A 13531-nucleotide genomic window follows, 5' to 3' on the forward strand; every position below is an offset into this window, starting at 1 on the left:
ACCCGGGGCATCCTCCGTACCAAGGCATGGGAACGTGTGCCCGGACGTGAGGATGGGGCGCCATGACGGCAGGGTGGGGGGCTCGCGCAGCGCGTGCCGCGATGTTCGCGGCCGTCTGCGTGCTGCTCGCCGCCCTGGGGCACGCCATGATGTCCGGGCACGACGTGGCCTGGTGGACGCTGGCGGCCGCCCTGGCCGTGACCGGGACCGCGGGCTGGTGCCTGGCGGGCCGTGAGCGCGGACTGCCGCTGGTCGTGTCCGTCGTCGTGGCCGCCCAGACGGTCCTGCACGGGGCGTTCTCCCTCGCGCACGCCGGTACGGGGCCGGCGGGCGTCGCGCATCCGCACACGCACGCGCACATGGGGCTCGCCGACCCGGCCGGGGCGACCGCGCACGCCGGAGGTGCCTCCCCGTCGGCCGGCATGTTCGCCGCTCACCTGCTGGCCGCCCTGCTGTGCGGCCTGTGGCTCGCGTACGGGGAACGGGCCGTCTTCCGGCTCCTGCGCGTCCTGGCGGGACGGCTCGCGGCGCCGCTCCGGCTGCTGCTCGCCCGGCCCGTGCCACCGCTCCGGCCGCTGCCGCGCCCGCGCCGTGACCGCGACGACCGGTCACCGCGCCTGCTCCTCCTCGTCTGCGCCCTCACCCGTCGGGGGCCGCCCGTGGGAACCGCTGTCCGCTGACGACAGCCGGTGACCCGGGGCGGCCGTACGCGCCCCGGGCTTCGGTCGTACGTCCGTACGACCGTCTCCCCCTGCCCTGACGACCGGGAAGGACATCAGGTGATCACTCCCGCCCCGCACACCGCGTTCGCGGTGCGTACCCCCGACGAGTCGGCGACCGCCTGGGCGCTGGCCGCCCGCGGCGGAGACGCGGCCGCCGTCGACCGCTTCGTCCGCGCCCTGCACCGGGACGTCCTGAGGTACGTCGCCCACCTGTGCGCGGATCCGCAGGCCGTCGACGACCTGGCGCAGGACACGTTCCTGCGGGCCCTCGGCAGCCTGCACCGGTTCGAGGGCCGTTCCTCGGCGCGGGCGTGGCTGCTGTCCATCGCGCGCCACGCGGTGGTCGACAGTCTCCGGTGCGCCGCCGCCCGCCCGCGCCTGTCCGACGTGCCGGACTGGCAGCTGGCCGTCGAGGGCGCGCAGCCCAGAGGCCTGCCCGGCTTCGACGACGGCATAGCCCTGCTCGACCTGCTGGAGACCCTGCCCGACGAGCGCCGGGAGGCGTTCGTCCTCACCCGGCTCCTGGGCCTGTCCTACGCGGAGGCCGCCGTGGTGAGCGGCTGCCCGGTGGGAACCGTCCGCTCCCGGGTCGCCCGGGCCCGCGCGGACCTCGTGGAGCTGCTGGCGGCGGCCGACCGGCCCGCCGTGCCGGCCACCTGAGCGGCGGCGGACGGGCCGGGCGGTGATCCTGTCAGCGGTCGTCGTGCCGTGGGCCCCGGCCCACGCCCGTGCCGCCCGGCTGTCCGCCGCCGGTCGCACCGTAGCCCCCGGTGATGCCGGGCTGCATGTCGGCGTCGGCCTTTTCCTTGCTGATGTGGCGCCGGGCCCTGACGTTCGAGCGGCGCTCCGGACAGGGATAGTCGAACGGACGGGCCTCGGCCCGCTCACGCTCGGCCGCGCGCTGCTCCTCGGCGGCCCGCTCGGGGTCCACCGCGCTGTTGATCGTATTGCGTGTGCGGTCGTTCTCGGCGTTCATGCGCACCGGGTACCCGGTGTCGTACCGGGTACCCGGTGCCCTGGCGGCCGGCTCAGCGGAAGTTCACGTCACTGCACAGGAAGTACGTCTGGTCCTGGTGCGACGCCTGCCAGATCGTGTAGACGACGTGACGGCCGCTGCGGCCCGAGGTGCTCACGTCGATCGAGTAGTTCTGGCCGGGGGCGTACTTGCCGGTCCGGGCGACCAGCTCCAGGTCGCTCCAGCGCAGCGCCCGGGTCGCGGGGTTCACGCCCTGGCGGGTGACGTAGACCAGGAAGTAGTCCGCGCCGTGGCTTGCCTGGTCGTACAGCTTGACGGTGAAGTTGCCGCCGATGTCGGTGGTCCTCCAGGCGCCGACGGCATCCAGGGCGTTGTAGCGGCCGCCCTCGGTGCGGCCGCCGCTGCACAGCTGCCCGTCGGGGACCACGGCCTGGAAGTTGCCGCCCGACCCGTCCCGGTACAGGCCGTTCCAGTTCCACATGGCGTTCGGGTCGGCCTGCCAGGCCTGCCAGCACATGGGGTCCTGCTGCGCCATGGCGGGGTTCTGGAAGTCGCTGCCCCAGCGCTGCCAGCAACCGTAGTTGCGGGAGGCCGGGTCGACGACGGAACCGTGGGCCGAGGCGGTGCCGCTCCAGGGCGTCAGGCTCAGCAGCACCGCGGTGAGCAGGCTCAGGACGAGGGTCAGGCGGGACACGGTGCGATTGGCCTGACCATGACAAGTTACGGTCACGGTCTCCCTCTCTTCGTGTGGGGGGATGCGGGGACAGTGGGGGGTGCGGGAGGTGTGGGAGGTGTGGGGAGGTGTGGGAGCGCTCCCGCGCTACACAGGCTGTGCTCCCGGAAACACGGCTGCAACATGTGATTGCGCCACTTCCGCCCGCCGTGGCGCGTTCGATGCCCGGTTCGACGTGGGAGGCATACAACCTTGTCGGCCCGCACGGGAACACGGCCGGGAACCCGCACGTTGTCCCCGTACCCATCAAGCACAAGGAGCACGATTTGTCCGCCAGATCGACGGACCCCTCGGGGCACAGTCCCCGACCATCCCGCCAGGGTCACCCTGAGCACGGCACACGGCGGGATGGTGTTCGATGAGTGCCGTACTGGGCCTGCTGGCCGTCCTCGTCCTGACGCTCGGCACCGGCTACTTCGTCGCCCAGGAGTTCGCCTACGTCTCCGCCGACAGGCTCGCGCTCGCCCGCGAGGCCCAGGCGGGCGACAAGAGGGCCGCCCGTGCGCTGAAGGTGCTCGAGCGACTGTCCTTCATGCTCTCCGGCGCCCAGCTGGGCATCACCGTCACCGGACTGGTCGTCGGCTTCATCGCCGAGCCCTCCGTGTCCGCGCTGCTGAAGCCGGTGCTGACCGGGATCGGCGTCCCCGACGGCGCCGTCACCGGCATCTCCGTGGTGCTGGCGTTCGTACTGGCCACGTTCATCCAGATGGTGATCGGCGAGCTGGCCCCGAAGAACCTCGCCATCGCGGTCCCGGAGCGGCTGGCTAAGTCGCTGGCCGCGTCGACGCTGCTGTACCTGAAGGTCGTCGGCCCGGTGATCCGCGTCTTCGACGGAGCGGCGAACAGGCTGCTGCGCGGCGTCGGCATCGAGCCGGTCGAGGAGCTGCACCACGGCGCCACCCTGGAGGAGCTCGGCCAGCTGATCGGCGAGTCCCACGAACAGGGACAGCTGCCCAAGGACACCGCCGACCTCCTCGACCACGCGCTGGCGTTCTCCGACCGGACCCTCGCCGAGGTGATGGTGCCGCGCGTCGACGCCGTCTTCGTGCGCGAGGACGCCTCCGCGGCCGAGGCGGTCGACGTGATCGCCAAGTACGGCCACTCCACCTACCCGGTCCTCGGCGACCACCCCGACGACGTCGCCGGCGTCGTCGGCGTCCGCGAGCTGACGCTGCTGTCCGTCGGCCGGGCCGAGGGCGCCACGGCGGGCGCGCTCGCGCGTTCCCCGCTGTTCCTGCCGGAGACGCTGCCGCTGCCGGACGCGGTCGACCGGATGCGCGAGCGGGACGAGGAGTTCGGTGTCGTGCTGGACGAGCACGGGGGTGTCGCGGGCATCGTCACGTACGAGGACATCGCCGAGGAACTGGTCGGCGACATCGCCGACGAGCTCGACGTGGTCACCGCGGTCGCCGTCGCCGACGGCGGCGGCTGGCTGGTCGACGCCGGACGGCGCCTCGACGAGGTCGCCGAGGTGACCGGCGTCGAGCTGCCGGAGGAGGAGGACTACGACACCGTGGCCGGGCTGATCGTGGACCGGCTGGGCCGTTTCCCCGCCGTCGGCGACCGGCTCACCGTGGAACTGCCCGGCGGGGACGCCGTGGAGATCGAGGTACGGGGCCTCGACCGGCACGTACCGGACCGGGTGCGACTGGAGCGAAGCGCCGTCCGGCGCGGTGAGGAGGAGCAGGCATGAGTTTCCCGATGGCGCTTTTCGTCACCGTACTGCTGCTGATCGGCAGCGGGTTCTTCGTGGCCGCCGAGTTCGCGCTGGTCGCGGCGAAGCGGCACCGGATGGAGAAGGCGGCGGCCGAGGGGCGGCGCGGCGCCGGGGCGGCCCTCGCGGGAATGCGGGAGCTGTCGCTGATGCTGGCCGGCGCCCAGCTGGGCATCACGGTCTGCACGCTGGGCCTCGGCTCGGTGTCCAAGCCGGCCATCTCGCACGAACTCGACCCGCTGCTGCAGGACCTGGGTCTGCCGACCGCGCTCAGCTACGGCGTCGCGTTCGCCGTGGCGATGGTCGTCGTGGTGTTCCTGCACATGGTGGTCGGCGAGATGGCCCCCAAGTCCTGGGCCATCGCCCACCCCGAGCGCTCCGCGATGCTGCTCTCGCCGCTGTTCCGGGCCGTCGTCACGGTGGTGCGCCCGCTGATCTGGGTGCTCAACCGGATCAGCAACGCCGTGGTGCGCCTGTTCAGGGTGACGCCGCGGGACGAGATCGTCGAGGTGCACAACCGTGAGCAGCTCACCCACCTGGTGGAGGAGTCCGAGCGGCTCGGCCTGATCAGCAAGGACGACTCCGAGCTGATCACCGCCTCGCTCACCGAGCCCGAGACCCCGGTGGCCGAGGTCCTGGTCCCGGCGGAGCGGATCATCTCGGTGCCCGCCGGGGCCGGGCTCGACGCCGTGCTGGCCACGGCGGCCGAGCACGACCGGAACCGCCTGCTCGTCCGGGACGGGTCCGTGGTCGTCGGCTCGGTCCACGCGCGCGACGCCCTGATCGCCCGGGGCCGGGGCCGCACCGCCACGGCCCGCGCGCTGGCCCGCCCCATCCCGGAGCTGACCACGCGGGACACCGTCGGCCATGCCATCGAGGTACTGCGCCGGCGCCGCGCGACCCTCGCCGTCGTCCGTGACGACGAGGGCCGGCTGACCGGGCTGGTCGCGCTGGACGACCTCCTCGCCCGTCTGCTGCACCCGCAGCCGGCGTAGGGGACCGGCGCCCGTCTCCCGCGGCGCCCCCGGCCGGCAGCACGCCGGCCGGGGGCGCCGACCGTCGGCGGAGCGACCACGGACGTCGGGGTGCGGGAGCGGCCCGTCGACGACGGCCCGTCGTACGCAGGCGGCTGACGGTGTGTCAGTGACGACTGGGGTCCTTCCATGGGCACCGGACCGGTCTCCCGGCACGGCGGCGTCATGGGCCCCGGTCGCCCCAACACGCTTTCCTGGCACCACTGCTGACGTTTTCGGTCCGCGAGGTTCGGGCCGGCCGATGCGTGGTACCCGGAGTATGTCCACGGTTCGGACCGAAGCCGCGGGTCGTCCGCTCCGCTCGTACGTGCGGACGGCCGTACGCATGGTCATTCGACGCCGTCATTCCGGGCGGCCGCCGCCCTTCGGCAAGGGCGGCGGCCGCCGGCGCGAGGACCCGGGTGGCCTCCGGGCGCGGAACCTCGCGCGGAGCGTCCTCACGGCGGCCTGGGGCGTGCGGGAACAGCGCCCCAGCTCGAACGCGGCCGGAGGACGAGGGACCGGGGCCCGCGGGACCGTTTCGCCGCGGTGTGCGGGCCTCGGTTCCCCTGGTGGTTCAGTTGTCGTTCGCCGTACCGGGCCCGCGGGCCGGTGCGCGGCCGGCCTCGAACGTGCCCGGAGCGCCCGTCGGCGGGGACGGGCGGGGCGAGGAGTCCGAAGGCGCTCAGAGCGCCGGGCGGCTGCTTCCGGCGGTGCCGGGGGCGGAGGCGGGGACGGTCCGTCTGCCGCGGCCCCGCCGCGGGACCGCGGCCGTACCGGCCGGCTGCGTGAGCGCCGCCGTCGGCCGTGTGCCGTCGACCCGCACTGCTCATCACCTCCCGTCGTACCGGCGCCCGGTGCCGCGCGGATCGGCCGCCGCGCACCGCGGTGCGCCTCGGAGCAGAACGGGCTGTCGTCTCCCGCCGGTGCCGGCGGATGCGGTCTCGGTGGGACGGACCGGGCCGTCGGCCCGGTCCACCGTGCCGGCATCACTGCCCGCGCTTGGTTCAAGCTATCCGGCGGAGGGGAGGACACCAACCCCGTCGGCGGGAAGTGCCGTGACGACGGGATCGTTCCGGAAGATCGGCCCGGTTCCCGCAGGTCGCTCGGTCACCGCGGCGCCCGCCCCGCACCACGTGCTCCGTCCTCCGTGGCCGGAATGTGCGGCAGGGCGCCGGTTCACGGCACGGCGTCGCCGCCCCCGACCGGGGACGTGCCGTCCTCGTCCGCCGGGAGGCCGGGTATCGGGAAGGCTCCCGGCCGCGGAGGGCCGGGCCGCAGGGGACGGCTGTGGCCGCGGGAGTCGACGGACAGGCGCCGGTGCAGACCGGTGCGGTCCAGGGCGCGGCCGACGGGGGAGCCGACGGACACGAGGGTCAGCCCGCCGCCGGTGCACTGCAGCGCGCTGTGGATGCCCAGCAGAGTGAAGAGGCTAGCGTTGTCGCACCAGGTGATCGAGGACACGTCGAGCACCACGGAGCTCCTGCCGCCGCCCACCACCACATCGACCACCCGGTCGCACAGGTCCTGCACCGTGTCACGATCCAGTTCGCCGAACAAACGCAGCCGTGCGATGCGGCCCTCGGCGACAGGGATGTCGTGGATAACCAGCCGAGAACACACACCCATATCCTTCCACGGCCCCGCATGGACTACGTCCGCCGGGGCAAATCGGCAAGTGCCAACGGCAGCCCGCACTTGCGGAGCGGTCGCGCTCTCGCGTGTTCGAATTCCAGTTCGATAATGTGGAGGGAGGAGGTGGAGGTCATGGCGACAGGCGCGACGGCAGAGGTGTCGACGGTGATGCATGTGCGCTGTCCGGAACGGTTGCCGGAGGAGGTCTACCGGGAGGTGCTGGAGCTGCTGGCGGAACTGTCGCCGGTGGTGCAGGCACTGCCGCCGGGCGCGGCGCTGGTGGAGCTGAAGGGGGCGCTGCGCTACCACGGGGTCCAGGCACGGCGGCTGGGCGAGGTGCTGCGGCTGCGGACGCTCACCCGGCTGGGCGTGGACGTGCGGGTGGGGATCGGGCCGACGATCGCGGTGGCGGCCACCGCCTCCGGGCGGGTGCCCGCGGAGGGCGGGGTGCTGGCGGTCGACCCCGGCCAGGTCACCGACTGGCTGGCGCCGCTGCCGGTGGAGGCGCTGTACGGGATCGGCCCCCGCCAGGCGGCCGTCCTCACGGACTACGGCATCCACACCGTGGGCCTGCTCGCCGCGGTGCCGTCCGCCACCGTGCAGCGGCTGCTGGGCGGCACCGCCGGGCGGCTGGCCGCCGACCGGGCCCGGGGCGTCGACCCGCGCCCCGTCGTCCCGCGCGACCTGCCCGCCTCGGCCTCCGTCCGGCACGCCTTCGACCGGCACACCCTGGACGGTGCGGCCGTGCGCGCGGCCCTGCTCGACCTCGTGGTCCGGCTCGGCCTGCGGCTGCGCGGGCGCGGCCAGGCGGCCCGGGCGCTGTCGCTGTCGCTGCGGTTCGCCGGGGGCACGGGCTGGGAGAAGACCCGCCGGCTCGCCGGGCCCTCCGCGCACGAGGACGACCTGCGCCGGGCGGCCTACCGGCTGCTGGACGCCGCCGGTCTCCAGCGCGCCCGCCTCACCGGCATCGCGCTCACCGCCCAGGACCTCGTCCCCGCCGACCAGGTCGTCGAACAGCTCAGCCTGGACCGGGCGCGCGAGGCCCGGCTGGCCGCCGAGACCGCGCTCGACCGCATCCGCGACAAGTTCGGCCCGGACGCCATCGGCCCCGCGGCCGCCCTGCGCCGCGCCTCCTGACCGTCCCGTGGTCCCGCGGGGCCTGTGCGAAGAGCCCCGCGGACCGGCTACCGCCTGCTGCGCACGAGCAGGTACAGGAAGTACGGCGTGCCGACCACGGCCGTCATCAGGCCGGCGCCGAGCTGCGCCGGGGCGATCACCGTGCGGCCGAGCAGGTCGGCCGTGCCGACCAGGGCGGCGCCGAGCAGCATCGCCACGGGCACGACCCGCACGTGCCGCCGGCCCACCAGGGCCCTGGCCGCGTGCGGGGCCACCAGACCCACGAAGCCGATGGTGCCCGCCGAGGCGACGGCGGTCGCGCTGAGCAGGACGCTCACCACGAGGAACCCGAACCGGGCTCGTCCCGGCGGCAGCCCGAGCAGCCGCGGGGTGTCCTCGTTCAGCGACACCAGGTCCAGCTCGGTGCGCCGGGCGACGGCCGCCGCGGTGCCGAGGACCAGGACCAGGGCGACGGGCAGCACGTCCGGCAGGGTGCGTCCGTACGTGGAGCCGGACAGCCAGGTCAGCGCCTTCGTCGCGTCGAACGGGTCGGTGAGCACGATCGTCAGGCTGATCAGGGCCGTCGTACCGGCGGAGACACCGATCCCGACGAGGACCAGGCGGCTCTGCCGGAAGCCGCCGCGCGCGGCGAGCCCGAACACGACGGCCGAGGCGGCGGCCGCCCCCGCGAACGCGGCCCCGGCGATGCCCCACGATCCGGCGAGCGGCACGGTCGTCACCAGGAGGACGGCACCGAGCGCCGCACCGCCGGAGACGCCCAGGATGCCGGGCTCCGCCAGCGGATTGCGGGTCACGGCCTGCACCAGCGTGCCGGAGAGGGCGAGCGCCGCGCCCGCGAGGAGCGCCGCGAGCACCCGGGGCACCCGGGTGTCGAGCACGAACGACACGCCTCGGCCCGCCCTGCCTTGCGCCCAGTTGACGACGTCCCCGAGCAGCAGCTTGCTGTCCCCGAGCAGGACGGCGGCGACCGTCACGCCCACGAGCACCGCGACGAGCACGGCCACGGTGGCCAGGAACACCGTACGGCCCGGGACGCGCAGCCGCTCCGGTGCCCCGGTACCGCCGGTGTCGCGCACACGCAGCGCCATGACCACCAGGAAGACGGCGCCGACGACACTCGTGACGACGCCCGTGGGGACGGCGACCGCGGTGTCGGCGGGCAGGAGCGCGCGCAGCAGCACGTCCGAGCCGAGCACCAGCGCGGCCCCCACCAGACCGGCCGCGGGCAGGCTCGTACGGGACCGGGTGAACCCGCGGAACCGGCGGGCGAGCGGACGGACCAGGGCGGGTGCGCACAGGCCGACGAACCCGACCGGCCCGGCGAGGGTGACCGCGGCGGCGGACAGCAGCGCCGCCAGCACGACCGCGGTGACGCGGGTGGCCCGTACCGGGACGCCGAGGCCGCGGGCCGCGTCGTCGCCGAGGGCGAGGGCGTCGACCCGGCGGGCCACCAGGAGCAGGCCGGCCAGTCCGGCGAGGACGACGGGCAGCATCCGTACGACGCCGTCGAACCCGTTCTGGCTGATGCCGCCCTGGTTCCACTGGTACAGGCCCTCCGTCTGCTCGGGGAACAGCAGGAGCAGCCCCTCGGTGACGGAGCCGAGACCGAGGGCGAGCGCGCTGCCGGCGAGGACGAGCCGGACGGTGCCCGTACCGAGGCCGGACAGGGCGAGGACGACGGCCGCCGCCGCGAGCCCGCCGAGGAACGCGATGCCGGAGGAGGCCACGAGCGGGAGCGAGACGCCCGTGACGGCGACCAGTCCGAGGGCCAGGTAGGAGCCCGCGTTCACCGCGAGGGTGTCGGGCGAGGCGAGCACGTTGCGGCTGACCGCCTGCAGGGCGGCGCCCGCCGTGCCGAGGGCGGCGCCGACCAGGAGCCCGGCCGCCGCCCTCGGCAGCCGGGAGGCGACGACGACGGACGCGTCGGACGGATCGGCCCGGCCGGTGAGGGCCCGCCACACCTCGGCGGGGCCGACGGCGGCGGTGCCCTGGGTGAGGTCGACGACGGCGAGGACGGCGACCAGGAGCAGCAGCCCGGCCGTCACCGCGGCCGCGCCCGGCCGGCCCGCGGCGGTGGCCGCCGGGGGGCCGGTGGCGGGGGCCGGCGGACGGGGCGCGGGGGTCTTCACGGGGACGGCCATGGTGGTTGTTGCTTCCGTTCGTGTTACTTGGCCGTCAGCGCGTCGACGACGGCGTCGACGTACGCCTCCATCGAACCGGGACCGCCGAACATCCAGATGCCGTCGGGCAGCCGGTGCACGTCGCCGTTCTCCACGAACGGCAGCGACTTCCACACGGAGTTGCCGGCCAGCGCGCCCGCGAACGGGGTGGCGCTGTCCTGCTCGTCGCTGCCGATGTAGGCGAACCGCACGTCGTCCGGGAGGCCGGTGAGTCCCTCGACGTCGGTGGAGGCGAGCCCGTAGTCCGCGTCGCCCTCCATGGTCCAGGCGTTCTTCAGGCCGAGCTCCTCGTTGACGGTGCCGATGAGCGAACCGCCGGTGTACGGGCGGATCGTGACCTGGCCGGAGGTGACGTAGCCGTCGGCGAAGGCGATGGAGCTCCCGTCGAGGCCGGCGTCGGCGAGGGCCTTCTTCCCTTCGGCGAGCTTCGCGTCGAACTGCTCGTTGACCTTCTCGGCCTGCTCGGTCCTGCCGGTGGCCTCGGCGATGAGGTCGACGTTCTCCTTCATCCGCCCGATCTGGTCGGCGGCGTCGGCGCCCTCGACCTCGAGGACCGGGGCGATCCCGCGCAGCTGCTTCAGGGCGGACGCGGTCAGGTCGCTGGTGGCGACGACGAGATCGGGGGAGAGGGAGGCGATGGTGTCCATGCTGGGCTCGCCGCGCGTGCCGATGTCCTTGGGGCTGTTCCTCAGCGGGACGGCGGAGTCCCAGGTCCTGTAGCCCTTGACGTCGGCCACGCCGACGGGGTCCACGCCGAGCGACACGAGGCTCTCGACGACGTTCCACTCGGTCGCGACGACCTTCTCGGCGGGGCCGTCGAGGGTCACCTCCGTGCCGTTCGCGCCGGTGACGGTGATGCGCTCGGCGGACTGCTCCGCGCTGCCGGCGGCGGGCTCGGTGGTGCCACAGGCGGCGAGGGCGAGCCCCGCGGCGGCGAGGGCGGCCGAGGTGAGGAGGTGGCGCTTCATGAGGTGGTGCCGAGCCTTTCGGTACGGGTGTGGTGACGGCCGATCGCGCGGGTGCGCAGCCGGCCGGTGAGGGGGTCGGTGCCGACGTCGATGCGGATGCCGTAGACGGCGGTCAGGCGCTCCGGTGTCAGGACGTCCTCGGGCGGTCCGTCGGCGACGACGCGGCCGGCCTCCAGCAGGGCGATCCGGTCGGCGACGGCCGCCGCCTGGTCGAGGTCGTGCAGGACGACGCCGACGGCGATCCCGTGGTCGTCCGCCAGGTCGCGCACCAGGTCGAGGAGTTCGACCTGGTAGCGCAGGTCGAGGTAGGTCGTGGGCTCGTCGAGGAGGAGCACGCCCGTCTCCTGGGCGAGACAGCTGGCGAGCCAGACGCGCTGCAGCTGCCCGCCGGACAGCTGTTCGGCGCCGCGCCCGGCGAGCTCCTCGACGCCCGTCAGCCGCAGCGCGCGGCCGACCGCGGCCGGGCCGTCCGGGTCGGACCGCCCCCAGCGCCCCCGGTGCGGATAGCGCCCGAACTCGACGAGGTCCCGGACGGTCAGCCCGCCGGGTGTGGGGCGCGCCTGGGTCAGCAGGGCGACGTGCAGCGAGAACTGACGGGCCGTCATGGCGAGGCCGTCGGTGTCCCCGTCGATCGTCAGGGAGGCGTCGCGGGCCCGCTGCAGGCGTGCGATCGTGCGCAGCAGCGTCGACTTGCCGCTGCCGTTCGGGCCCACCAGGGCGGTCACCTCGCCGGGCCGGAGGGTGATGTCCGCCGCGTGGACGACATCGACGCCGTCGTACGCGACGGTCACCTCCCGGGCCGACAGCTCGTGTCCGCGCAGCCGGGTGCGGGGAGCGTCTTCACCAGGTCTCACGAGGTGAAGGTTAGCCTAGCCTTAGTTCGGTTGGTCACAGGGTGTCCCGACCGTCCGCCGGTGTCCGCCGGTGCCTGTCGTGTCTGTCGTGTCTGTCGTGTCTAGAAACTCCAGAACGTCAGCGGGTCCGTGCCGTAGACGGCCACCAGTACGGCCAGGAGGGCCACGTCCGCGATGCCGAGCGCGAGACCCAGCCGGGCGCGCCGGGGGCGGGGCGTGCCGCGGCGCAGAGCCGTCACGGCGAGCCAGATGGCCAGGGGGCCGAGCACGAGGTTGAGCACGAGGAGCCCGGCGAGCCCGAGGACGAACGACGCCACCGCCATCCCCTCGGTGTCCCGCCGTCCCGCCTCGCGCGTGGGCGCCGCGGTCATCCGCATGGTCACGCCCTCCCCGTCCGGCCGCGGCGGGACCGTTCCCGTACGGCGAAGACCAGCAGGTACACCGCGATCAGGCTGCCGGCGACCAGGGTGACGGGCAACGGCAGGTAGGCCGCGGCGCCCACGAGGACACCGAGCACGAGCAGGGCCACGACAAGGGCGAGCACGGGTTACCTCCGTCCGGGCGCGGACGCGGACACTTGCGATAGCTGCCTCGACGCATGCATGACACAGCGGGTGTCCAGGATCGGCCGGATCAAGCACGGGAGACCGCCGAGGAGGCGGGCCCGGGCGGGGCGTTCACCCGTGGTCCGGATCCATGGACGCCCGCAGCCGCGCGCTCGCCATGCGCATGTGCTCCGCCATCGCGCGGTCCGCGCCCTCGGGGTCGCGGTCGCGGATGGCCGCGAGGACGGCGTCGTGCTCGCAGAGCGTGCCGCTGACGGTCCCCTCGATGTCGCTGACGCGCTCCATCCACACCTGGAGCAGCGCGCGGATGCTGTGCAGGATGTCGCTGAGCACGGTGTTGCGGGCGATGCGCGCCGTTTCCAGGTGGAAGGCGATGTCCGCGTCGATGAACGCCCGTACGTCGCCCCCGGCGTCCCGCATGTGCCGCAGGTGCTCCTCCAGCAGGGCGACGTCCTCGTCGGTGGCGCGCTCGGCGGCCAGGCGCGCGGACACCCCCTCCATGTAGGTGCGCACCTCGACCAGGTCCTGGGTGCGGCGCTGGCCCAGCATCAGACCCCAGTTGATGGCGCGCGGCAGGAACTCGGACGTCCCCTCGCGCACGTACGACCCCGAACCCGGCCGGATCTCGACGATGCCGAGCACGTCCAGCGCGGACAGCGCGCCGCGGACGCTGGAGCGCGCCACGCCGAGGGCCTCGGCCAGCTGGCGCTCGGCCGGCAGCCGGGTGCCGGGCCGGATGTCACCGGCCGAGAGGTGGTCGAGGAGTCGCTTGGCGACCTCGCTGACGGAGGACTCCCGCACCACGGGACGCAGGAGCTGCGCGAGGTCGGAGGACGCAGCGGAGGTCTGCTGATCAGGCTGACTGGTCACGGCCACCAGTCAACCAGATGGGTGCTTTCCGTGTCTGACCAGCCAGTTCAACAGCCCCATGGGCGACGTTTGTCAAGGGTTGGACGCGCCTTCACTGTGAGATCGTCGCCACATTGGTAAATTGGTGACCAATTTGGGTTCGAGGCATAACGTGAGGGCGATC

General features: G+C 74.1%; 14 protein-coding genes. 5 read left to right on the forward strand and 9 right to left on the reverse strand.

What is annotated here, in order from left to right:
* Positions 1 to 62 precede the first annotated feature (62 nt).
* Together IEZ04_RS25135 and IEZ04_RS25140 are read left to right on the forward strand one after the other, a co-directional pair.
* Complete coding sequence (locus tag IEZ04_RS25135) at positions 63 to 680, forward strand: hypothetical protein (RefSeq protein WP_189219224.1); 618 nt, start codon at positions 63 to 65, stop codon at positions 678 to 680.
* Positions 681 to 779: 99 nt separating this feature from the next.
* Positions 780 to 1382, forward strand: coding sequence for a sigma-70 family RNA polymerase sigma factor (locus tag IEZ04_RS25140; protein WP_189219225.1), 603 nt, complete (start codon positions 780 to 782; stop codon positions 1380 to 1382).
* A 31-nt stretch (positions 1383 to 1413) separates the two neighbouring features.
* Here the strand turns inward: IEZ04_RS25140 and IEZ04_RS25145 are convergent, their stop codons facing one another.
* The gene (locus tag IEZ04_RS25145; RefSeq protein WP_189219226.1) at positions 1414 to 1698 is read right to left on the reverse strand and encodes a hypothetical protein; all 285 of its coding nucleotides are present in this window, start codon (positions 1696 to 1698) and stop codon (positions 1414 to 1416) included.
* Between the two features lie 52 nt (positions 1699 to 1750).
* Complete coding sequence (locus IEZ04_RS25150) at positions 1751 to 2392, reverse strand: lytic polysaccharide monooxygenase auxiliary activity family 9 protein (protein WP_229821259.1); 642 nt, start codon at positions 2390 to 2392, stop codon at positions 1751 to 1753.
* Between the two features lie 397 nt (positions 2393 to 2789).
* Between IEZ04_RS25150 and IEZ04_RS25155 the strand changes: the two genes are divergently transcribed.
* Entirely contained in the window at positions 2790 to 4124 is a 1335-nt protein-coding gene (locus IEZ04_RS25155; protein WP_189219227.1) for a hemolysin family protein, read from the forward strand.
* Positions 4121 to 5140 carry a hemolysin family protein gene (locus tag IEZ04_RS25160; protein WP_189219228.1) on the forward strand — a complete coding sequence of 340 codons (1020 nt, stop codon included), beginning with the start codon at positions 4121 to 4123 and terminating at the stop codon, positions 5138 to 5140. The genes IEZ04_RS25155 and IEZ04_RS25160 overlap by 4 nt, the downstream gene beginning before the upstream one ends.
* Positions 5141 to 6337: 1197 nt before the next feature.
* Here the strand turns inward: IEZ04_RS25160 and IEZ04_RS25165 are convergent.
* On the reverse strand, positions 6338 to 6787 hold the full coding sequence (locus IEZ04_RS25165) for an STAS domain-containing protein (protein ID WP_229821260.1): 450 nt from the start codon (positions 6785 to 6787) through the stop codon (positions 6338 to 6340).
* Positions 6788 to 6925: 138 nt separating this feature from the next.
* Here IEZ04_RS25165 and IEZ04_RS25170 point away from each other — a divergent pair, with 138 nt between their 5' ends.
* Positions 6926 to 7930, forward strand: coding sequence for a DNA polymerase Y family protein (locus tag IEZ04_RS25170; RefSeq protein ID WP_189219230.1), 1005 nt, complete (start codon positions 6926 to 6928; stop codon positions 7928 to 7930).
* A 47-nt stretch (positions 7931 to 7977) separates the two neighbouring features.
* Here IEZ04_RS25170 and IEZ04_RS25175 read toward each other — a convergent pair whose 3' ends face one another.
* From IEZ04_RS25175 to IEZ04_RS25200, 6 genes are all read right to left on the reverse strand, one after another.
* Entirely contained in the window at positions 7978 to 10071 is a 2094-nt protein-coding gene (locus tag IEZ04_RS25175; protein WP_189219231.1) for an iron ABC transporter permease, read from the reverse strand.
* A 23-nt stretch (positions 10072 to 10094) separates the two neighbouring features.
* Positions 10095 to 11078, reverse strand: coding sequence for an iron-siderophore ABC transporter substrate-binding protein (locus IEZ04_RS25180; RefSeq protein ID WP_189219232.1), 984 nt, complete (start codon positions 11076 to 11078; stop codon positions 10095 to 10097).
* On the reverse strand, positions 11075 to 11932 hold the full coding sequence (locus IEZ04_RS25185) for an ABC transporter ATP-binding protein (RefSeq protein ID WP_189219233.1): 858 nt from the start codon (positions 11930 to 11932) through the stop codon (positions 11075 to 11077). The genes IEZ04_RS25180 and IEZ04_RS25185 overlap by 4 nt, the downstream gene beginning before the upstream one ends.
* Before the next feature lie 101 nt (positions 11933 to 12033).
* The gene (locus IEZ04_RS25190) at positions 12034 to 12309 is read right to left on the reverse strand and encodes a DUF4190 domain-containing protein (protein ID WP_189219234.1); all 276 of its coding nucleotides are present in this window, start codon (positions 12307 to 12309) and stop codon (positions 12034 to 12036) included.
* Between the two features lie 2 nt (positions 12310 to 12311).
* Positions 12312 to 12476, reverse strand: a complete 165-nt coding sequence (locus IEZ04_RS25195) for a hypothetical protein (RefSeq protein WP_189219235.1) — start codon at positions 12474 to 12476, stop codon at positions 12312 to 12314.
* Positions 12477 to 12609: 133 nt separating this feature from the next.
* Entirely contained in the window at positions 12610 to 13374 is a 765-nt protein-coding gene (locus IEZ04_RS25200; RefSeq protein WP_189219236.1) for a FadR/GntR family transcriptional regulator, read from the reverse strand.
* Positions 13375 to 13531: the final 157 nt, after the last annotated feature.

Source organism: Streptomyces ruber (assembly GCF_014648075.1).
Taxonomy (GTDB): Bacteria; Actinomycetota; Actinomycetes; order Streptomycetales; family Streptomycetaceae; genus Streptomyces; species Streptomyces ruber.

What these genes read in the sequence shown, in the direction of transcription:
- IEZ04_RS25165 (WP_229821260.1), bottom strand. Translation starts at nt 6,787, where the DNA reads ATGGGTGTGTGTTCTCGGCTGGTTATCCACGACATCCCTGTCGCCGAG.
- IEZ04_RS25180 (WP_189219232.1), bottom strand. Translation starts at nt 11,078, where the DNA reads ATGAAGCGCCACCTCCTCACCTCGGCCGCCCTCGCCGCCGCGGGGCTC.
- IEZ04_RS25175 (WP_189219231.1), bottom strand. Translation starts at nt 10,071, where the DNA reads ATGGCCGTCCCCGTGAAGACCCCCGCGCCCCGTCCGCCGGCCCCCGCC.
- IEZ04_RS25155 (WP_189219227.1), top strand. Translation starts at nt 2,790, where the DNA reads ATGAGTGCCGTACTGGGCCTGCTGGCCGTCCTCGTCCTGACGCTCGGC.
- IEZ04_RS25135 (WP_189219224.1), top strand. Translation starts at nt 63, where the DNA reads ATGACGGCAGGGTGGGGGGCTCGCGCAGCGCGTGCCGCGATGTTCGCG.
- IEZ04_RS25160 (WP_189219228.1), top strand. Translation starts at nt 4,121, where the DNA reads ATGAGTTTCCCGATGGCGCTTTTCGTCACCGTACTGCTGCTGATCGGC.
- IEZ04_RS25170 (WP_189219230.1), top strand. Translation starts at nt 6,926, where the DNA reads ATGGCGACAGGCGCGACGGCAGAGGTGTCGACGGTGATGCATGTGCGC.
- IEZ04_RS25145 (WP_189219226.1), bottom strand. Translation starts at nt 1,698, where the DNA reads ATGAACGCCGAGAACGACCGCACACGCAATACGATCAACAGCGCGGTG.
- IEZ04_RS25190 (WP_189219234.1), bottom strand. Translation starts at nt 12,309, where the DNA reads ATGCGGATGACCGCGGCGCCCACGCGCGAGGCGGGACGGCGGGACACC.